This is a genomic window from Collinsella aerofaciens (assembly GCF_018785245.1).
GTDB lineage: Bacteria > Actinomycetota > Coriobacteriia > Coriobacteriales > Coriobacteriaceae > Collinsella > Collinsella aerofaciens_AD.
This window is the reverse complement of record NZ_WQPL01000004.1, coordinates 1-20481: the sequence shown is the minus strand read 5'-3', so window position 1 is coordinate 20481 and position 20481 is coordinate 1. Positions and strand designations below refer to the sequence as shown.

The window sequence follows — 20481 nt, the reverse complement described above, 5'->3', positions numbered from 1 at the left end:
CTCAGCTGATGTATTCGACTGATCCACGTTTCTTTTGAAAGGCTGCACATGAGCGATAGCCAGAACATGTCCGATGAGGTGCGCGCCCGTCTGCGCGCCATTCCCTCCGTCAACGAGCTGCTCGCAGAGTGGCCGGTTGTGAAGGCGGTGGGGGAGACCTGCGACGCGGTGGTGCATGCCGCCGTCACGGCCGAGCTCGACGAGGAGCGCGCCGCCATTCGCGCCGGCGCCGTCCCGCGCTCTAAGCGTGACCTGGCTTCGGCCATCGAGTGGCGTGCGCACCGCTCCGCGCTGCCGAGCCTGCGCCCCGCCGTCAACGCCACGGGTGTGGTCATCCATACCAACCTTGGTCGCGCCCCGCTCGCGGAATCGGCCGCCAAGGCCGTGGCCGAGGTTGCGCGCGGGTATAGCACGCTCGAGTACAGCGTCGACACCTGTTCGCGCGGGTCGCGCAAGGAGCACGCCGCGCAACTTATCCGCTCGCTCACCGGTGCCGAGGATGCGCTGGTCGTCAACAACAATGCCGCCGCGGTGCTGCTGGTGCTTGCCACTCACGCTGCGGGCAAAGAGGTCATTGTGAGCCGCGGCGAGCTCGTCGAAATCGGCGGCAGCTTCCGCATCCCCGATGTCATGGAAGCCTCGGGTGCCAAGCTTGTCGAGGTCGGTGCCACCAACCGCACGCACCTTGCCGATTACGAGCGCGCCATCACGCCCGATACGGCGATGATCTTGAAGGTTCACCCATCCAACTATCGCATCGAGGGCTTTCATGAGGAAGTGAGCTCCAAGGAGCTTGCCGCGCTGGCCCATAGGCACGGCCTGCTGTTCTACGAGGACCAGGGCTCGGGCGCGCTGCTACCCGACGACATCCTGGTTCGCGGCGGCGAGGAGACCACGCCGACCTCGGTTGCCGCTGGGCTCGATATCGTGTCGTGCTCGGGCGATAAGCTGCTGGGCGCGGCGCAGGCGGGCATCATCATGGGCCGCCGTGACCTGGTCCAGGCCTGTGGGTCACATCCGCTTATGCGTGCCCTGCGCCCGGGTAAATTGGCGCTCACGGCGCTCGAGGCCACGCTGCGTATCTACATGGACGGCGCTGATGTCGCCCATCGCGATATTCCGGTGCTCAGCATGCTCACGCTTCCGCAGGCTCATCTGGAGCGTCGTGCCCGCAAGCTGCGCGATTGTATGGTCGCCGGGCTCGATAAGGCCGGTTGCCCGTGCGCCGTTGAGCTGGAGATTGTCGAGGAGTCCTCGACGCCCGGTGGCGGTTCGCTGCCTACCGTGGAGCTGCCCACGATGTGCGTGGCCGTGCGTCTTGTTGACGAGCGCCTGACGGTCGACGCGCTCAAGCGCTCGCTTGTTCAGGACTTCGACACGCCGGTCGTCACGCGAACCTCGCACGATCGCATTTTGTTTGACGTCCGTACGCTTGTGGGCGACCGCGATATCGAGACGGCGGCGTCGACGCTCGTTGCGTGCGTTGAGAAGGCGATTGCTCGATGAGTGAGGTTCAAGCGCTGGTGGAGTGTCCCGTTATCGTTGGCACGGCGGGCCACGTCGACCACGGTAAGTCGGCGCTCATCGAGGCACTGACGGGTAAAAACCCCGATCGCCTGGAAGTTGAGCGTCGTCGCGGCATGACGGTTGAGCTTGGCTTTGGCGAGCTGGCGCTGCCGAGTGGCAAGATCGTTGGCCTGGTCGACGTGCCGGGCCACGCGCATTACTTGCGCGCCATGGTGCAGGGCGCCACGGGCATCGACGTGGCCGTGCTGGTGGTTTCGGCCGTCGAGGGCGTGATGCCGCAGACCCGCGAGCACGTGCATGTGCTGGAGCTGCTGGGCGTTACGCATATGGTGGTCGCGCTGACGATGTGCGACCTGGCCGATAGCGAAATGATTGAGCTGGCCGAGCTCGATGTCGATGACTTTTTGTCGGGTACCGTGTTTGCGGACGCGCCGATCGTGTCCGTGTCATCCAAGACCGGCGCGGGGATCGATGACCTGCTGGCTGCGCTCGACGAGCAGGTTGCCGCTTGCTGGGATTCCTGCCGTGCCCGTGCCGAGCGCACCGATGCCGCACCGCGTCTGCCCATCGACCGCTGCTTTACGATCAAGGGCGCCGGTACCGTGGTGACGGGAACGTTGCACGATGCGTCCGTCGCGGTGGGTGATGAGCTCGTCGCGCTGCCGTCGCGTACGGTCTGTCGCGTGCGCGGGATTCAGGTGCATGGCGATACGCCGCGCGCGCTGCCTGGTCAGCGTGTGGCGCTCAACCTGGTGGGCGATGGTGTCGCCGCGCTCGATCGCGGTGAGATGCTGGGCGTGGCGGGCCGCTTTGGCCAGACGATGCGCTTGATGATGACGTTTACGTATTTGGGTCGCGAGGGAGCCAAGCCGCGTGTGCTCGAGTCGGGTGCGCGTGTGCACGTGATGGCTGGTACGGCCGAGGTCGTCGGTCGAATCATGTTCATGGAGGGCGAGGCCCCCATGGCGGTGGGCGAGACCCGTATCGTTCAGGTGCGCTTGGAAAACTCGCTGCCGCTACGTGCCGGGGACCATGCCGTGGTGCTGTCCTATTCGCCCGTGATGCTTGTTGGCGGCGGGCGCGTGCTGCTTTCGCGCTGCCGTCGCTCGCGCGAGCTTGTTGAAGGGGAGCGTGCGCTGTATGCGGCGCTCGAGTCCGGCGATATCGCGGGTGGTGTGGGCGCTTGGCTGGCGCTGCAGACGCTGCCGGTTACGGCGGTTGATGTTGCCGAGGCTTTGGATCTTGGTGTCGGCGAGGTCGATGCCGCACTGCGCGGGTTGGTGGCGCAGGGTTCCGTTCGCAAGCTTGCCGTGGGTGATGCGGACCTCTTGGCGGACGCCGTGGTGCTCGATGCCGCGATGGATGCACTGGCGGCGACCCTGTCGGCCATGCACGCGGCGGCTCCCAAGGAGACGGGCTTTACGCCCGGCGCCGTTGCCCATGCTGCGTGGCCTGCCGCTGATGAAGGCGTTGCCGCGGCTCTGATTGCCGAGGGCTGCTCGCGTGGCGTGTGCGCCGCCGAGGGCGCCGAAGTGTTCGACCCGCACTCCGCTGCCGCCGCGGCGCGCGTGGTGCACGAGGCCTGCGAGCGCATCGTTTCCTTGCTGGATGAAGCCGGCCTCGATGCGCCGACGTTGCCCGAGGTGGGCGAGCAATTGCAGCTCGATCGCGACACCATGACGCGTGCCCTGCGCGAGCTTTCGCTCAACCGCTCCATCGTAAAGATCGAGCGTGATGTGGCCCTGTCTGCTGCCGCTGAGGCCCACGCGCGTGAGCTCGTCGCCTCTGCCATCGCCGATGCCGGTGGCGCCGCCACCACGAGCGTGCTGCGCGAGGCCCTTGGTGTGTCGCGCAAACGCGCCATCAGCATCTTGGAACACCTGGATGCCGTGCGCTTTACGGTGCTCGACAAGGATGCCGGCGGCCTGCGCTCCCTGCGCTAGGCCGGTCACCTGTCCCCGTCTCCTCTGTTGCGGTGAAATAGTTCCTAGTTGGGGACTTTGGCAGCAAAAACAGGAACTATTCCACCGCAACTTCTTGCTCGTCTTTTTGGGATGGAGCCGTTTCGGTTTGGTAAAATACCGGCGCACTTGGGAACGGATGGGCTCCGGTGGGCTCCGCGGTCCTCAAAACCGTTGCGAGGCGTGCAAAACGTCTTGGATGTGTTCGATTCACATACGTTCCCGCCATACGCTACCAGCGCTTTTGTGCTCGCGGTCTTGCTGCGTGCCGCAAAGGCGCTGTTTTGTTTTTGCACGAGCTTTTCGTAGCGCCGCAATTTCGGCGGCGGTATTTAGCTTCGTGCGCCGGGTTTCGAGCATGCCGATGGGGGTGGTTTGCCGTATGACTACCGTAAGACGAGCCGATCTTTCTTGCGTCGTCCAGGCCGGCGGGCTGTCGTCGCGCATGGGCTGCGATAAGGCGCGCATGGCGTTTTGCGGCGAGCCGCTCATCGAGCGCGTACTGGGTCGGCTGGCGCCAGTTGCCGGCGAGTTGGTCGTGACGACTTCGCGTCCCAGCGAGCTTGCCTATCTTGAGGAGCGCGCGTTTGGCGGCCTGGTACCGCGCGTGGTGATGGACGTCGACGGTCCCGCCGGCGCCATGCGCGGCATCGCGAGCTCGTTGGCCGCGGCCCGATTGCCACTTGTGGCGATTGTCGCCTGCGATATGCCGTTTGTCTCGCCGGAACTCATCGGCGCTCTTGTCGATCGTGTTGAGGCCGAGGCGCTCGACGTGTGTGTGCCGCGCGAGGAGCGGGGGATTGAGCCACTTTGCGCCGTCTGGCGCCGTGACGCGTGTGCGCCGGTTGCCCATGAGCTGCTCGCCTGCGACCGCCAGCGCATTCGCTGCCTGATCAATCGCGTTCAGGCTGGTTATATGGATGAGCCGCAGATCGTTAAGGCCGCGGGCTCGACGCTCTGCTTCGAGAACGTCAATACGCCCGAGGAGTTTGCGGCGGCCGAGTTGCTCGCATAGACGATTGGAGTTGCCATGTCTCACGATATTTGCCCCGACACGGGAGAGCCTTGCACTTGCGATGGGTCTGAGCCTTGTACCTGCGGTTGCGGTGGCTGCGGGCATACCGCGGAAGAGGAAGCGGCCGCTGCGGCGTATCGTGAGGCACACCGTGAAGGCCCGTCCGGTGATGCCCTCGACCACGAACGCAAGATCATCGTGTCGTTCGACAGCACCTTCGATGTGATGGAATGCGAGCGGCTGTGCCTGGATGCCGGTGTGCCCGGGCGCATTATGCCTTTGCCCGGCTCCATTACCGCAGGTTGCGGCCTGTGCTGGGCCATGCCGTTTTCGGGCGATGCGCTCGCCGCCTTCCGCGCTGCCACCGAAGGCCGCATAACCCCGGCCGACTACCATCAGCTCGTCCTCTAACCACCAACACCACCACATTGGGGACAGGCACCTTTGTGGTGGTTTGGAACATGCGGACGAAACAGCTTCGAAACACGCGATTTGTACGTAGGGTGCTCAAAAACGCTTCTACCTGCACCGTAATCAAAACGAAACATCCGCTCGTCGGCTTATGCGAAACTTTGCTGCAACAGTGCGATATTATCCATACTCGATAAAGTTCGCGGCACATAGGGTGCCGCGACCAACATTTTTCGTTTCCCATCAATTGGAGGAAGCATGAGCTACACGCAGAAAGTTCTCGAAGAGCTCAAGGCCCGCTATCCCGAGCAGCCTGAGTTTATCCAGGCCGCGACCGAGATCCTCGGCACCATCCAGCCGGCGCTCGACGCCCATCCCGAGTACGAGGAGGCCGCCCTGCTGGAGCGCCTCGTCGAGCCCGAGCGCATCGTCATGTTCCGTGTCCCCTGGGTCGACGACCAGGGCAAGGTCCAAGTCAACCGCGGCTACCGCGTCGAGTTCAACTCTGCCATTGGACCCTACAAGGGCGGCCTGCGCTTTAACCCGACGGTCACCCTGGGCATGCTCAAGTTCCTGGGCCTGGAGCAGATCCTCAAGAACAGCCTGACCACCCTTCCCATGGGCGGCGGCAAGGGCGGCTCCGACTTTGACCCCAAGGGCAAGTCCAACAACGAGATCATGCACTTCTGCCAGTCCTTCATGACCGAGCTCTATCGCCACATCGGCCCCAACACCGACGTTCCCGCCGGCGACCTGGGCGTTGGCGGCCGCGAGGTTGCTTACCTGTTCGGTCAGTACAAGCGCCTGACCAACGAGTGGACCGGCGTCCTCACCGGCAAGGGCCTTTCCTTTGGCGGCTCGCTCGCCCGTACCGAGGCTACCGGCTACGGCCTGGCCTACTTTGTGGACGAGTACCTCAAGAGCCGCGGCGACTCCTTCGAGGGCAAGAACGTCGTCGTTCACGGCTCCGGTAACGTCGCCATCTACGCCGTCCAGAAGGTTTCCCAGCTCGGCGGCAAGGTGCTCGCCTGCTCCGATACCCACGGCTGGGTTGAGGATCCCGACGGCATCGACTACACCGTGCTCGAGCATGTCTACAACAAGAAGCGCTCCGGCCACGACAAGGGCGTTACGCTCGCTATGTACGTCGACGAGAAGCCCAATGCCGTGTGGCACGAGGGCGACGGCCGTGGCGTGTGGCAGCTGCCCTGCGACATCGCGCTGCCCTGCGCTCGCGAGAACACGTTGCTGCTCGAGGACGCCCAGGCGCTCGTCGCCAACGGCTGCAAGGTGGTCGGCGAGGGCGCGAACATGCCCACGACCATCGAGGCCACGACCTACTTCCAGGAGAACGGCGTCGCCTTTATGCCCGGTAAGGCTGCCAACGCCGGCGGCGTGCTCGTGTCCGGCCTGGAGATGAGCCAGAACGCCGAGCACCTGTCCTGGACCTTCGAGGAGGTCGACGGCAAGCTCGAGCAGCTCATGCGCGGCATGTTCCACAACGTGGACGACACCGCCAAGGAGTATGGCCAGGAGGGCAACTTTGTCATGGGCGCCAACATCGCCGGCTTCCTGAAGGTCGCCGACGCCATGCTCGCCCAGGGCGTCTGCTAAATCTTCGCTTCATAGCGCCAAATGAGGCTCCCAGTCATCTTGGCTGGGAGCCTTTTCTATCCCGGAGGACTCCTCATAACTTGCGGTGATATACGGACTATTTAGCGTCCCAGAACGGCTAATCAGTCCTTATATCACCGCAAGTTATGGATGGGTGGGTGGATTTTGTCCTAAAACGGTGTGCGGCCCCTCGTTTGGTACACTTAAAAGTACTGGACAAGTGGAGAGATGGGGGAGAACGTGCTCAAGTTCGGTACCTACGTCCGTGTTGGAAACGCGGCCGAAGCCTATGAGCTTTTACAGAAGAACCGCAACAACAAGATTGTGGGCGGCGGCATCTGGATGCGCCTGGGATCGCGTCGCGTGGCGACGGCGATTGACCTTTCGGCCTGCGGACTCGATCAGATCGAGGAGACCGAGACCGAGTTTCGCATCGGTGCCATGTGTACCCTGCGCCAGCTCGAGCGTCATGCCGGGCTCAACGCGCTTGTCAACAATGTCTTTGAGTTCGCCGTCCATGACATCGTGGGCGTGCAGCTGCGCAACACCGCCACGGTGGGCGGCAGCATCTACGGCCGCTTTGGCTTCTCGGACGTTCTCTCCGCCTTCCTCGCGCTCGATTCGTATGTTGAGCTGACGGGCGCCGGCCGCGTGCCGCTCGCCGAGTTCGTGAACATGGGTTACGTGCGCGACGTGATCGAGCACATCGTAGTCGTTAAGCACGATTACTGTGCAAGCTACGAGGCCGTGCGCAAGGCCGCGACCGACTTCCCCTCCTTAAACGTCACCGCCGCCTGGTGGGACAACAGCTGGCATGTCACTGTGGGTGCCCGCCCGCTGCGTGCGACCCTGCTGCAGGGCGAGGCATGCGGCCTTACTGCCGAGCAGCCTTCCGAGGACGAGCTTCGCGCCCTGGCCGCATCTGTGCGCGCGCTGAGCTACGGCACCAACCTGTGGGGCTCGGCCGACTACCGCCGCCGCATCTCGGCCCCGCTTGCCGTCCAGGCTGTGCGTCGCGCCGCCGGCATCGAGCTTTCGGCCGCGCTTTCCCGCGAGCTCGAGGGTGTGCAGATCCCTAAGTTTGCCACGGACGAGTATTCCTGCCGCCGCGTGCCCGGCGTCGATTCTAGCGAGGTGCGCTAATGGCTGCCAAACTCATCGATCTTTCCTTTACGCTCAACGGCCGCAAGGTCAAGGTTCAGATTGCCCCCGACACCATGCTCTTTGCGTTGCTGCGCGAGCAGGGCTGCGCGTCGGTGCGCTGTGCCTGCGAGACCACCAACTGCGGCCTGTGCACGGTGTGGCTCGACGGCGACCCGGTGCTGAGCTGCTCGGTTCCCGCCGCGCGCGTCGAGGGCCACACCATCACCACGCTCGAAGGCCTCAAGGCCGAGTCCGAGGCTCTCGCCCGTGCGATGGCTGCCGAAGGTGCCGAGCAGTGTGGTTTTTGCGCCCCCGGCCTCATCATGAACGTGCTGGCGCTCGCCCGCGCCGCCAAGGAGGACCCGAGCCTCGTCGCCACGCGCGAGGAGCTCTCGCGCCAGCTCGCCGGCAACCTCTGCCGTTGCAGCGGCTACGAGAGCCAGCTGCGCGCCATCGTCCGCTTCCTCAACGAGTCGGGCGTGCAGGTGGGCTTCGAGATGCCCGAGCTGCCCGTCAACGACACGAGCTCCGACGGCGTCTCCTACAAGCAAATCACCCACAAGCAGCCCAAGAAGGATTCGAAGGCCCTGCTCGAGGGCCGTCCCGTCTACACGGGCGATATGGTGCCCGCCGGCGCGCTCATCGTCAAACTCAAGCGCAGCCCCTATGCCCGTGCCAAGATCCGTTCCATCGACACCTCGCGCGCCCTGAAGGTGCCGGGCGTCGTGGGCGTTTACACCTACGAGGACGTGCCCAAGCGCCGCTTTACCATCGCCGGCCAGAGCTATCCGCAGCCGAGTCCCTACGACCGCCTGATTCTCGAGAACCTTGTGCGCTATCAAAACGAGGAGGTGGCGATTGTCGCTGCCGAGACCGAGGAGGCCGCCGACAAGGCGCTCAAGCTCATCAAGGTCGACTACGAGGTGCTCGAGCCGCTGCTCGACTTTACCCAGGCACTCGATAACGACATCGTGGTCCACCCCGAGGGCGACGTGACCTTTATGTTCCCGCAGGGCGGCGACGTTGCTCGCAACCTGGTGTGCAGCGGTACCAGCGATTTTGGCGACTTGGACGAGGCCTTCGCCCAGAGCGACATCGTCTTTGAGCGCACCTACACCAGCCAGGCCACGCAGACCGCGCCCATGGAGACCTTCCGCGCCTTCGCGACGACCGACGCGTTCGGCCGCATCTCGGTGACCACCTCTACGCAGGTGCCCTTCCACGTGCGCCGCATGGTCGCGCAGTCGCTCGATATCCCGCAGTCGCAGGTGCAGGTTATTAAGCCGCGCATCGGTGGTGGCTTTGGCTCCAAGCAGACGGGCTGCTGCGAGATCTTCGTGGCGTTCGTGACCCAGCAGACCGGCCGTCCGAGCTATTGCTGCTACACCCGCGAGGAGACCATCACCGCGGGCAATTCGCGTCACCAGATGCAGATGACCGTCAAGCTGGGCGCCATGAACGACGGCACCATCACGGCTATCGACCTGCACACGTTGTCCAACGCCGGCGCGTACGGCGAACATGCCACCACGACGATCGGCCTCTCGGGACACAAGAGCCTTCCGATTTACAACCATGTGAAGGCGAACCGCTTTAGGTGGGACGCGGTCTACACCAACACCAACCGCGGCGGCGCGTATCGCGGCTACGGTGCCACCCAGGGCCAGTTTGCCGTGGAGAGCGCCGTCAACGAGCTCGCCGACATGCTGCACATGGACCCTGCCGACCTGCGCCTTAAGAACATGGTGCACGAGGGCGAGATCATGCCGCAGTACTACAACGAGAAGCTCAACGCCTGCGCGCTCGACCGTTGCCTGCTGCGCGCGATGGACATGATCGGTTGGCGCGACAAGCCGCTGGCCGTGGACCTGGGTGACCGCGTGCGCGCCCTGGGCTGCGCGCTCACCATGCAGGGCTCGGGTATCTCCAACGTGGACATCGCCGGCATCGACATGCGCCTGGAAGAGGACGGCTTCATTACCATCGGCACCGGCGCCACCGATAACGGCATGGGTGTCGACACGATCCTGGCGCAGATTGCTGCCGAGGAGCTGGGCGTGGAGAGCTCACAGATTGTGGTGCGCGGCGTAGACACCGACGTGTCGCCGTTCGACGCCGGCTCGTACGCGAGCTCCGGTACCTACGTGACGGGCCTTGCCGCCAAGAACGCCGCAGCCGAGCTGCGCGAGAAGATTTGCGCCAAGGCCGCCCAGATGTGGGACGTTGACGCCGCCGACGTGGTCTTTGATGGTCAGTACGTGCGCCTGTCCGACGAGCGTGCCGCTCGCGAGCGCGGTCGCTACCTTACGCTGCGCGACTTTGCCAACCTGTGTGTCAAGAACATCGAGGGTGGCGACGCGCTGACCTCGCACGCCTCTGCCTGCCTGCCCGTTTCGCCTCCGCCGTTTATGGCCGGCATTGCCGAGGTCGAGGTCGACAAGGCCACAGGCAAGGTGACCGTGGTGGACTACGCGGCGGCCGTCGATTGCGGCACCGTGATCAACGAGGCACTCGCGCGCGTCCAGGCCGAGGGCGGCATTGCCCAGGGCATCGGTCACGCGCTCTACGAGATTGTCGAGCATGACGATCGCGGACGCCTACGCACCGGCAACTTTATGAGCTACAAGCTGCCCACGCGCCTGGATATCGGCAGCATTCGCGTGGCCTTTGAGCCGAGCTACGAGCCGACGGGCCCGTTTGGCGCCAAGTCGATCGGCGAGGTCGTCATCAACACGCCGCTCGCCGCCGTGGCATCGGCCGTCGCACACGCTACCGGCCATCAGGTTCGCTCGCTGCCGATCACGCCGGAGAAAGCACTGCTGGGGGAGTAGCGGGTCGGCGAACAAGTCGCAATTGGCGGGGCGGGGCAACTCGTCCCGCCTTTTGCACTCGTGGTGAGGTCGTGAGCCTGTAAAAGGTGTGCGTGCGCTTGCCGTTCGTATCTGCTATCATTCCTAGTCTGTGCGCTCATGCGGGCGTGGCGGAATTGGTAGACGCGCCAGATTTAGGTTCTGGTGGGATTCCCGTGAAGGTTCGAGTCCTTTCGCCCGCACCAACGCACCTGCGTCGGCTCCCGCCGTCGCGACTCTTTGTTGCATAAAGGTACCAGCACCTCAGATAAGCTGGGCAGTATGAGGAGGAACGTGTTGAACATCACCGCTTCTGACGTCAAGGACGCCAAGCTCACCGCTACGGTCACCATCCCGGCCGCCGACGTCGACGCCGCGATCAAGAAGGCCTACAAGGACACCGCCAAGAAGTACCGCTTCCCGGGCTTCCGCGCCGGTAAGGCTCCCCGTCCGGTTATCGACTCTGCTCTTGGCGCCGAGGCTACCCTCGCTCAGGCCACCAACGACCTGATCGCTGCCAACGAGCCCGTCGTCCTCAACGAGCTGGACATCGTCCCCACCAAGAACGGTGACTACAAGGAGCTCGATCTCGCCAAGGATCACGAGGACTACACCTACACCGTCGAGTTCTCCCTGCGTCCTGCCGCTGAGCTCTCCTCCTTCGACGCCGTCGAGATCGAGATGCCTCCCGCGGAGGTCACCGAGTCCGAGATCAACAACCAGGTCGAGATGCTCCTCAACTACCGTGCCACCTTCGAGGACGTCGAGGGTCGCGCCGTCGAGGCTGACGACTACGTGACCGTCGACCTCAAGGCCGTCGAGAACGCCGACAACTTCGCCGCCGAGGGCCGTATGCTCATCGCCGGTAGCGACAGCAACCCCAAGGAGTTCAACGAGGCCCTGATCGGCGCCAACGTCGACGACGTCAAGACCGTCACCTGGACCGACGAGGTCGAGGAGGGCGAGGAGGCCGAGACCCACACCGTCGAGGTCACCGTCAAGGGCATCAAGGTCCGCAACACCCCCGAGCTCACCGACGAGCTCGTCAAGTCCGACTTTGGCTTCGACAGCATCGACGCCATGCGCGACGCCATCAAGATCGAGATCGAGCAGGACAAGGCTTCTCGCCTCCCGGCCGAGAAGGAGAACCGTTGCGTCTCCGCTCTCGCCGAGCGCCTGCAGCTCGACGAGATGGACGCCGACTACGAGCAGTCCGTCTTTGAGGAGCTTGGCCAGAACTTCCTGTCCAACCTCGCTGCCCGTGGCATGACCCTGGACACCTGGCTGCCCGCTTCCGGTCTGACCATGGAGCAGTTCATCGGCGACCTGCACAAGCAGGCTAACGACGTTGCCCGTGAGTCCCTGGCTCTCGACGCCCTCGCCCGTGAGCTCAAGATCGAGGTCACCGAGGACGATATCAACGCCGAGTTCGAGAAGGCCGGCGTCAAGGACGTCGAGGCTTCCAAGGCCGAGTTCATCGCCGATGGCCGCATGCCTGCCGTCCGCGAGTCCATCCGTCGCTCCAAGGCCGTCGACCACCTGGTCGAGAACGCCAAGGTGACCGAGGTCGACGAGACCGCCAAGGACGCCGAGTAATTCTCGCCACCTTTTCCGCGAGCGCATGGATGCGCCCGTGATGGGGTAAAGTTATAAACCGGTTATCCGGTTGCTTCGTACGGTGCCAGCCAATGCATAGCATGCGGGCACCGTACGTTTGTCTAGAACCACTATTGGTCCGTAAGAGAAATGGAGATGCGTATGATCGCTAAGTTCGATTCCGCCCTCGTGCCATACGTTATCGAGCAGACGCCGCGCGGCGAGCGCAGCTACGATATCTATTCGCGCCTGCTCAACGACCGCATCATCTTCTTGGGCGAGGAGATCAACTCCGTCAGCGCCAACCTGGTCGTTGCCCAGCTGCTGCATCTTGAGAGCCAGGATGCCGAGAAGGATATCTCGCTCTACATCAATTCGCCCGGCGGCGAGGTCTATTCCGGTCTGGCGATTCTGGACACCATGAACTTCATCAAGCCGCAGGTCTCCACCATTTGCGTCGGTATGGCCGCGTCCATGGCCGCCGTGCTGCTTTCGGCCGGCGCCAAGGGTAAGCGCTTCTGCCTGCCGCACTCCAAGGTCATGATTCACCAGCCCAGCGGGGGTGCCCAGGGCCAGCAGACCGAGATCGAGATCGTGGCCGAGGAGATCAAGAAGACCCGTCGCGAGCTCAACCAGATTCTGTCTGACGCCTCGGGCCAGCCCATCGAGAAGGTCCAAGCCGATACCGAGCGCGACAACTACCTGACCGCTGCCGAGGCCCTCGACTATGGCCTGATCGACCGTATCGTTACCTCGCGCGATCTTGCCGCGAAGGACGCCTAGGATGGCAGGTAACATGCAGGACAACTTTGACGAGAACGGCAACCCCATCCGCTGCTCCTTCTGCGGAAAAGAGCAGGGCCAGGTTCGCCGCCTTGTTAAGGGTCCGACCAACATCTTTATCTGCGACGAGTGCGTCGCCGCCTGCTCCGAGATCCTTGAGGAGTCGCTGGCTTCGGACTTTATGGACGCCGCCCGCAACGGCAATCTCCCGGGTTTCCTCAACGACCACGGCCAGGCTGCGTCCCAGCCCGCCGTTGACCCCGAGGCCGAGGGCTTTGAGCTCGAGGACGACCGTCAGGTCATCACGCACGTGCCGACGCCGCACGAGATTTATGACGAGCTTTCGGCCTATGTCATGGGCCAGGAGGACGCCAAGCGCGCCATGTCGGTTGCCGTGTACAATCACTACCGCCGCGTCATCGAGGGCGGCGCTGCGCTTTCGGCCTTTGACGACGGTCTGGATTCGCAGCTCGACGATGATATGGACGAGGTGGAGCTCGCCAAGTCCAATATTTTGCTGCTCGGTCCCACCGGTACCGGTAAGACCCTGCTCGCCCAGACGCTCGCGCGCATCCTCGAGGTGCCGTTTGCCATCGCCGACGCCACCGCGCTTACCGAGGCCGGTTACGTTGGCGAGGACGTGGAGAACATCCTGCTCAAGCTCATCAATGCCGCCGATGGCGATATCGAGCGCGCGCAGGTTGGCATTATCTACGTGGACGAGATCGACAAGATCGCCCGCAAGGCCGAGAACCTTTCCATCACCCGCGATGTTTCGGGCGAGGGCGTTCAGCAGGCGCTGCTTAAGATTCTTGAGGGCACGGTGGCAAGCGTTCCGCCCACCGGCGGCCGCAAGCATCCCCAGCAGGAGTTGCTGCAGATCGACACGACCAACATCCTGTTCATCTGCGGTGGTGCCTTTGTTGGTCTGGACAAGATCATCGCCGATCGCGTGGGCAACAAGGGCGTGGGCTTTAACTCCGAGATCGCCGGCCCCACCTCGGTCGACGAGAACGACCTGCTGCGTCAGGTGCTCCCGCAAGACCTCAACGCCTTTGGCATGATCCCCGAGTTCGTGGGTCGTACGCCCGTCGTCACCCAGACGCAGGCGCTCGACGAGGACGACCTGGTGTCGATCCTGACCGAGCCCAAGAATGCCGTGGTGCGTCAGTACCGCAAGATGTTCCAGCTCGAGGACGTTGAGCTTGAGTTTGAGGACGCCGCCCTGCATGAGATCGCCCGCATGGCGCTTGCCCGCAAGACCGGCGCCCGCGGTCTACGCGCCATCTGCGAGGACGTGCTGCAGCAGACGATGTTCGACCTCCCCAGCGAGGAGGGCGTTGCCAAGGTTGTCGTAACCGAAGCCGCCGTCAAGGGCGAAGAACAGCCCCAACGCATCTACGGCTAGACCTGCCTAAAACGTGCTTGCAAATAGCCTCCGGCCACCCGCGGTCGGAGGCTATTTTATATATGCGCAATAACCCCAACTACCTGTGTTATTCTGTGTGTTTGTTTAAGCCTCAGCGAAGTCATTCAGACTGAAGTAATCGATACCTAAGGGGAGGAATGTAGGCCCGATTTTCGTAGATTCCGCACGAGCCGAAGACCACTTAATGTGGTCTTCGAGCGAGCCCAGGACTTGACCGAGCGAAAATCGGGCCTACATTCCTCCCCGACGGGCAAGGGAGAGATATATGGAAGAAATGCCCAAGAACTACGATCCGTCGACCAACGAGCCGGCGATCCTGCAGAAGTGGCTCGACGGCGGCTACTACAAGCGCCGTGAGGGCGTGGGCGACTGCACCGTCACCATTCCGCCTCCCAACGTGACCGGCAAGCTCCACATGGGCCACGCTACCGACGACTCCATCCAGGACGCCATCATCCGCATGGCCCGTATGCGCGGCAAGTCCACGCGCTGGGTGCTCGGCACCGACCACGCCGGTATCGCCACGCAGACTAAGGTCGACAAGAAGCTCAAGAGTGAGGGCATCAGCCGCCTAGAGATCGGTCGCGACAAGTTTGTCGACGCCTGCTGGGACTGGACCCACGAGTACGGCGGCATCATCGTCGAGCAGATCAAGCGCATGGGCTGCTCCGTCGACTTTGATAACGAGCGCTTCACCATGGACGAGGACTATGCCCAGGCCGTGCGTAAGGTCTTCTGCGACTGGTACCACGACGGCCTGATCTACCGCGGCAAGCGCATCGTCAACTGGTGCCCCAACTGCACCACCGCCATCTCGGACGACGAGGCCGAGTATAAGGACGAGAAGGGCCACCTGTGGCACCTGCGCTACCCGCTGACCGAGCCGGTCAACGGCCAGGACTACATCGTCGTCGCTACCACGCGCCCCGAGACCATGCTCGGCGACACAGGCGTTGCCGTCTCCCCGAAGGACCCCGAGAAGGCCGCCTTTGTGGGTAAGACCGTTAAGCTCCCCATCGTCGACCGCGAGATCCCCATCTTTGAGGATTGGCATGTCGACGCCAACTTTGGCTCCGGCTTTGTTAAGGTCACCCCGGCCCACGATCCCAACGATTACGCCATGGGTCAGGCCCACGACCTTCCGCAGATCAACATCTTCGACGAGCACGCGGTGGTCGTCGAGGGCTACGGTGAGTTCACCGGCATGAACCGCGACGAGTGCCGCGAGGCCGTCATCAAGTGGTTTGAGGAGCACGACCTGCTCGATCACGTCGAGGACCTCGATCACTCCGTCATGCACTGCTACCGTTGCGACTCCGCGCTGGAGCCGTGGCTGTCCGAGCAGTGGTTTGTGGCCGTCGACAAGCTCAAGGGGCCGGCGCTCGACGCCGTCAACTCCGGCAAGGTTACCTTCCATCCCGCGCGCTGGACGCAGACCTACACCACTTGGATGGAGAACCTCAAGGACTGGTGCATCAGCCGCCAGCTGTGGTGGGGCCACCGTATCCCCGTGTTCTACTGCGAGGACTGTGGCTGGGAGGACGCCCTTACCGAGGACACCGACGTGTGCCCCAAGTGCGGCGGCCATCACGTGCATCAGGACGAGAACGTGCTGGACACCTGGTTTAGCTCGCAGCTGTGGACCTTCGCCACGCAGGGCTGGCCGCAAAAGCCGGAGCTGCTCGAGGGCCATCACCCCACGACGGCGCTCGTCACCGCGCGCGACATCATCGCGCTGTGGGTCGCCCGCATGGTTATGAGCTCGCTGTACTTCTTGGACGAGGTGCCGTTTAAGGACGTCGTCATCTACCCGACGATCCTTGCCAAGGACGGCAGCCGCATGTCCAAGTCCAAGGGCAACGGTGTTGACCCTATGGACCTCATTGGCATGTACGGCGCCGACGCCATGCGCTTCAACCTGCTGACGCTCTGCACCAACAACCAGGACGTCAAGTTTGACGCGAACATCGACAAGAAGACCAAGAAGCTTATCGACAGCCCGCGCACCGAGCAGGCCAAGTCGTTTGTGACCAAGATCTGGAACGCCAGCCGCTTCCTGCTTATGAACATGGAGGGCTACACGCCCGGCGAGCCCGTCGTGGAGACGCCGGCCGACGCCTGGATGTTCAGCCGCCTGGCCAAGGCCGTGAAGATGGTCACCGAGGGCATCGAGAACTACACCTTTGGCGATATGGCCCGCGGCGTGCAGCAGTTCTTCTGGAACGAGGTCTGCGACTGGTACGTCGAGGTCACCAAGGCTCGCCTGAAGGGCGAGGGCCGTCTGCAGGCTCAGCGCAACCTGATCTTTGTGCTCGACACCTCCATTCGCCTGATGCACCCGCTCATGCCGTTCGTTACCGAGGAGATTTGGGACAACATGCCGGCGAGCGTGCTCGATCTGGACGCCGAGGGTAACGTTGATCGCGCCGATGCGCTCATGATCGCCAAGTGGCCCGAGCCCGCCGACTACGCCAAGTATGTTGACGAGGACGCCGAGCGCGCGTTTGAGCTGTGCCGCGCCGTCGTTTCCGCCGCCCGCGCCACGCGTTCGCGTTATCGCTTGAGCCCCAAGGCCGAGCTCGACGTTGTCGTGCGTGCCGGTGCCGAGGACATCGAGAAGCTCGAGAGCCTGCGCTCAACCATCGAGCCGCTGGCCAACACGGCGTCGCTGGTTATGGGCACCGACGTTGAGAAGCCGGCCGCGAGCATTGCCGTGGTCGATAGCGGCGTCGAGGTCTTTGTGGTGCTCGAGGGCAAGGTCGACCTTTCGGCCGAGAAGGCACGTCTGGAGAAGGAGATCGCCGCGGCCCAGAAGGAGCTCGCCGGCTGCGAGAAGACGCTCGCCAACGAGGGCTTTGTGGCCAAGGCCGCGCCCGCGGTGGTCCAGAAGAAGAGGGACCGTGCAGCCGAGCTCAAGGAGATCCTGGCGGCGCTGACTGCTCAGGTTGCTGACTTCTCGTAAGGTTTACTCTGGGGCGCGTCCCGACGCTTTGCTCGCTACTGCAAACAGTCCTGCGCAAGACGGACAGCACATTTAGTGCTGTCCTTTGCGTGCGGAACTTGTATCGAGCAAAGCGTCGGGCCGCTCCTAGTTCGTTTACGTGGTTGTTTGCATCTGGCGTGTTAGGGCCACTGGGTTGTGGCCTTGATCTCGCTGCAAGCGGGTAAAGGCTGATATTGTCAACGTGAGGGGCTCATTCTTTTTGATGGGCCTCTTTTTCTGTTATTGGAGACTTTGGGTTATGGCTAAGCGTTCTGGGTCGTATGTCGTTCCTTTCTCGTTTGAGTTGCTTTCGTTTGATGAGGCTGTGGGGCTTGCTGCTGATACGGGGCGGATTTCTGGGGATGCTGGGCCTCTGCTCGAGACGGTTGTCGATATGCTCGATGAGCTGGGGCGTCCGGACGAGTACTTTGATTGCATTCAGGTTGCCGGTACTAATGGCAAGACTTCGACAACGCGTTTTTCGGCTGCCATCCTTCGTGGCGAGGGGCTCAAGACCGCGCTGTACACGTCGCCGCAGCTCGTTCGCTATCCCGAGCGCATGGAGGTCGACGGGCGCGTCGTGAGCGACGAGGCCTTTGCTCGTGGCGTTTCAGCAGCTGTCGAGGCGGGACATCGCGTGAATGCGCGCCGTGTGGCGGCGGGGGAGCGCGCCTATTCCATCACGCCGTTTGACCTGCTGACGGCTGCCGCACTTGTAGTGTTTGCCGAGGCCGCGGTGGATGTTGCCGTGCTCGAGGTCGGCATGGGCGGACGTTGGGACGCCACGAGTGCGACCGATCCCGTCGCCGTTGCCATTACGGGCATCGGGCTCGATCACACACGTATTTTGGGCGATACGCTCGAGGCCATTGCGGGGGAGAAGGCTGCGGTCATTAAGCCCGGACGCCTGGTTGTGCTGGGCGAGGGCACGCACGAGGCGAGCGTTCAGCGCGTGATGGATGCCCGTTGTCGCGAGTGCGGCGTCGTGCCACTCGTGGTGAGTCATGCCACGACTAAGGTGCCGGCGCATGTGGGCGACACGGTTGAGTTTAGCTGCACCACGCCGCGTGCCATCTATACGTCGAGCATGGTTAAACCAGCGTATCAGCCGCAGAATGCTGCGTGCGCGATTATGCTGTGCGAGGGGTATCTGGGCTGTGAACTCGATCATGATAAGCTCGATGCGTCGCTTATGGGCTGCCCCACGCCGGGCCGATTTGATGTGCTGGGAACTGATCCGCTCAAGCTGATCGACGCCTGTCACAACCCTCAGAGCTGCGAGAACTTTGTGAGCGCGCTGGACGAGATCGATCCGTGCGTGGAGAATCGCCCCACGCTGCTGTGTGCCGCGCTGGCTGACAAGGACGTGGCGGGCATCGTTGACGTTTTGGTTCCGGCGTTCCCCCACGTGGTCGTGACCCAGACCGATTCCGATCGCGCCCTGCCGGCAGAGGAACTCGCTGCCCTCGTTGATGCCGATAAGCTCGTGGGCGTATACCCGAGCGTGTCCGAGGCCCTCGCTGCCCTCGATGCCGCAAGTGAGCCCTTCGTTGCCGCCGGTACCATCACTCTAGCCGGCGAAGTGGCCGGCCTGCTGCGCTAACCCATCCCCTCAGCAGTTGCGGTGAAATAGGGACTGTTTTACAAGCCAGGAGCCCCAAACAGTCCGTATATCACCGCAACTCAAAAGCAGCCAATTTGGGACGGGGCTTTTTTAGCTGCCCTGTACCCCGAGTTGACTCGCTTGTCACGAAATGGGCCTATCTACTACGTTTGACGGGTTACCCTCGACCACACGGAAAATCGTGAAATCAAAACCGCAGGTAAAAGGCTTGCCAGTTTTCAAAAAAGACCCGCATGGTCGACCCATGCGGGTTAAACGTAGTAGATAGCCCGTTTTTGTGGCGCGACGTAATCGCAATGTGACAAAGGGGCTGTCCCTTTGTCACATTGGCTAGTCTAGGCGGAGCGGATCGCGGGGGTAGGCGTTGAGAATCTCGACGCCGGACTCGGTAACCAGGGCCAGGTCCTCGATGCGGACGCCGGTGCGGCCAGGGAGGTAGATGCCCGGCTCGATGGAGAACGTCATACCCGGCTCTACAACTTGCTCGTTAACAAGTGAGACATCGCCTGGCTCATGGTCCTGCAGGCCGATCGAGTGTCCCAGGCGGTGCGTAAAGTACTGCCCATAGCCCGCTTCCTCAATCATGTCGCGCGCGGCACGGTCCAGGTCGCACATGCGCACGCCCGGTGCGATGAGCGCCTCGGCGGCCTCGTTGGCGCGGCGCACGATATCGTAGATGCGCGCCGTCTCTTCGTCCGGCTCGCCCCAAAAGAACGTGCGCGTCATGTCCGAGCAGTAGTTGCAGCGGCGTCCGCCAATGTCGAACAACACCACGTCGCCACGCTTGAGTACGGTGTCGTCTGGTTCGTGATGCGGGTCGCCGGCGTTAGCGCCAAAGCTCACGATAGGCGGAAAGCTAAAGCCCTCGCAGCCGTGCTTGCGGTACAGACCGAGCATCCGATCGGCAATCTCGCGCTCCGTTACGCCCTCGTGGACGAGCTTGATGGCATCGGCCATCACGGCGTCGTTAGCGGCCGAGGACAAGCGCATGAGCTCCTGCTCGGCGGCATCCTTGTGGGTGCGTGCGGCGGTGACGGCAAAGTCGCCTAGGAAGAACTCGCTCGCGGCGAGACGCTCCATGAGTGGCATCAAAAAGCCGGAACGCATGACGGTATCGATACCGAGCGGTTTGCTCGGATCGACCTCGCGAACGATGGCGTCGGCCACGACGTCGGTATCGGCGTGGTAGGCGACGCGGGCATTGTCGTACTCGGGCAACTGATGCAGCGCGTTGACCAAGATCACCGGCTCGCTGCCGCGTGCGAATAGTACACCGCAAAAACGCTCGAACATATCAGCATAAAAGCCGGTCAGATAGTAGATCGACCACGGGTCGTTTACAAGCAGCTGCGCGCCGGGGTGCTGAGCCTCGAGCGCATCGAGCACGCGCGCCACACGCTGGTCATCGACATGTGCCATACATCGTCCTTTCGCTAGGGTGCCACCATGGTATCCCAAGCCCGGCAGTTGGGTGTTCCTATAGTTTTGTCAACCGTCGGGGCTACTCCCGGTAGGGCACCCGGTCGCGCATCACGGCGTATATCGC

At 63.0% G+C, this 20481-nt stretch carries 13 protein-coding genes and 2 tRNA genes; 14 read left to right on the top strand and 1 reads right to left on the bottom strand.

The window, feature by feature from the left end; genetic code table 11:
* Positions 1 to 48: 48 nt before the first annotated feature.
* From selA to GPK39_RS00660, 14 genes are all read left to right on the top strand, one after another.
* Positions 49 to 1506: an L-seryl-tRNA(Sec) selenium transferase gene (selA, locus tag GPK39_RS00725; RefSeq protein WP_215673399.1), complete on the top strand. Its 1458-nt coding sequence runs from the start codon at positions 49 to 51 to the stop codon at positions 1504 to 1506.
* Positions 1503 to 3470 (top strand): selenocysteine-specific translation elongation factor, encoded by a 1968-nt coding sequence (selB, locus tag GPK39_RS00720; RefSeq protein WP_215673398.1) that lies wholly within the window; start codon positions 1503 to 1505, stop codon positions 3468 to 3470. The genes selA and selB overlap by 4 nt, the downstream gene beginning before the upstream one ends.
* A 149-nt stretch (positions 3471 to 3619) precedes the next feature.
* Positions 3620 to 3716 (top strand) — tRNA-Sec (locus GPK39_RS00715).
* Positions 3717 to 3870: 154 nt separating this feature from the next.
* The gene (gene mobA / locus GPK39_RS00710; RefSeq protein ID WP_215673397.1) at positions 3871 to 4503 is read left to right on the top strand and encodes a molybdenum cofactor guanylyltransferase; all 633 of its coding nucleotides are present in this window, start codon (positions 3871 to 3873) and stop codon (positions 4501 to 4503) included.
* 15 nt (positions 4504 to 4518) lie between these two features.
* A complete protein-coding gene (locus tag GPK39_RS00705; RefSeq protein ID WP_215673396.1) occupies positions 4519 to 4914 on the top strand; it encodes a putative Se/S carrier protein in 396 nt (131 codons plus the stop codon).
* Positions 4915 to 5172: 258 nt separating this feature from the next.
* Positions 5173 to 6528 (top strand): NADP-specific glutamate dehydrogenase, encoded by a 1356-nt coding sequence (gene gdhA, locus GPK39_RS00700; protein WP_022095186.1) that lies wholly within the window; start codon positions 5173 to 5175, stop codon positions 6526 to 6528.
* 240 nt (positions 6529 to 6768) lie between these two features.
* On the top strand, positions 6769 to 7671 hold the full coding sequence (locus GPK39_RS00695; protein WP_215673395.1) for an FAD binding domain-containing protein: 903 nt from the start codon (positions 6769 to 6771) through the stop codon (positions 7669 to 7671).
* Positions 7671 to 10502, top strand: a complete 2832-nt coding sequence (locus tag GPK39_RS00690; protein WP_215673394.1) for a molybdopterin-dependent oxidoreductase — start codon at positions 7671 to 7673, stop codon at positions 10500 to 10502. Before GPK39_RS00695 ends, GPK39_RS00690 begins: the two co-directional genes overlap by 1 nt.
* Before the next feature lie 140 nt (positions 10503 to 10642).
* Positions 10643 to 10726, top strand: a tRNA-Leu gene (locus tag GPK39_RS00685).
* Positions 10727 to 10814: 88 nt separating this feature from the next.
* The gene (gene tig / locus GPK39_RS00680) at positions 10815 to 12116 is read left to right on the top strand and encodes a trigger factor (RefSeq protein ID WP_227790170.1); all 1302 of its coding nucleotides are present in this window, start codon (positions 10815 to 10817) and stop codon (positions 12114 to 12116) included.
* Between the two features lie 162 nt (positions 12117 to 12278).
* Positions 12279 to 12899 (top strand): ATP-dependent Clp protease proteolytic subunit, encoded by a 621-nt coding sequence (locus tag GPK39_RS00675; RefSeq protein ID WP_022095182.1) that lies wholly within the window; start codon positions 12279 to 12281, stop codon positions 12897 to 12899.
* A 1-nt stretch (position 12900) separates the two neighbouring features.
* Positions 12901 to 14307 (top strand): ATP-dependent Clp protease ATP-binding subunit ClpX, encoded by a 1407-nt coding sequence (gene clpX / locus GPK39_RS00670; protein ID WP_215673393.1) that lies wholly within the window; start codon positions 12901 to 12903, stop codon positions 14305 to 14307.
* A gap of 286 nt (positions 14308 to 14593) precedes the next feature.
* Complete coding sequence (locus tag GPK39_RS00665) at positions 14594 to 17290, top strand: valine--tRNA ligase (RefSeq protein ID WP_215673392.1); 2697 nt, start codon at positions 14594 to 14596, stop codon at positions 17288 to 17290.
* Positions 17291 to 17570: 280 nt separating this feature from the next.
* A complete protein-coding gene (locus GPK39_RS00660; RefSeq protein WP_215673391.1) occupies positions 17571 to 18914 on the top strand; it encodes a bifunctional folylpolyglutamate synthase/dihydrofolate synthase in 1344 nt (447 codons plus the stop codon).
* A 351-nt stretch (positions 18915 to 19265) separates the two neighbouring features.
* Here GPK39_RS00660 and GPK39_RS00655 read toward each other — a convergent pair whose 3' ends face one another.
* Entirely contained in the window at positions 19266 to 20354 is a 1089-nt protein-coding gene (locus GPK39_RS00655) for a M24 family metallopeptidase (RefSeq protein WP_215673390.1), read from the bottom strand.
* Positions 20355 to 20481: the final 127 nt, after the last annotated feature.

Excerpts from the sequence above, each read along its gene's own strand:
- GPK39_RS00655 (WP_215673390.1), bottom strand. The coding sequence starts at position 20,354 with ATGGCACATGTCGATGACCAGCGTGTGGCGCGCGTGCTCGATGCGCTC.
- GPK39_RS00665 (WP_215673392.1), top strand. The coding sequence starts at position 14,594 with ATGGAAGAAATGCCCAAGAACTACGATCCGTCGACCAACGAGCCGGCG.
- GPK39_RS00690 (WP_215673394.1), top strand. The coding sequence starts at position 7,671 with ATGGCTGCCAAACTCATCGATCTTTCCTTTACGCTCAACGGCCGCAAG.
- selB (WP_215673398.1), top strand. The coding sequence starts at position 1,503 with ATGAGTGAGGTTCAAGCGCTGGTGGAGTGTCCCGTTATCGTTGGCACG.
- gdhA (WP_022095186.1), top strand. The coding sequence starts at position 5,173 with ATGAGCTACACGCAGAAAGTTCTCGAAGAGCTCAAGGCCCGCTATCCC.
- clpX (WP_215673393.1), top strand. The coding sequence starts at position 12,901 with ATGGCAGGTAACATGCAGGACAACTTTGACGAGAACGGCAACCCCATC.
- mobA (WP_215673397.1), top strand. The coding sequence starts at position 3,871 with ATGACTACCGTAAGACGAGCCGATCTTTCTTGCGTCGTCCAGGCCGGC.
- GPK39_RS00660 (WP_215673391.1), top strand. The coding sequence starts at position 17,571 with ATGGCTAAGCGTTCTGGGTCGTATGTCGTTCCTTTCTCGTTTGAGTTG.
- GPK39_RS00675 (WP_022095182.1), top strand. The coding sequence starts at position 12,279 with ATGATCGCTAAGTTCGATTCCGCCCTCGTGCCATACGTTATCGAGCAG.
- GPK39_RS00705 (WP_215673396.1), top strand. The coding sequence starts at position 4,519 with ATGTCTCACGATATTTGCCCCGACACGGGAGAGCCTTGCACTTGCGAT.
- selA (WP_215673399.1), top strand. The coding sequence starts at position 49 with ATGAGCGATAGCCAGAACATGTCCGATGAGGTGCGCGCCCGTCTGCGC.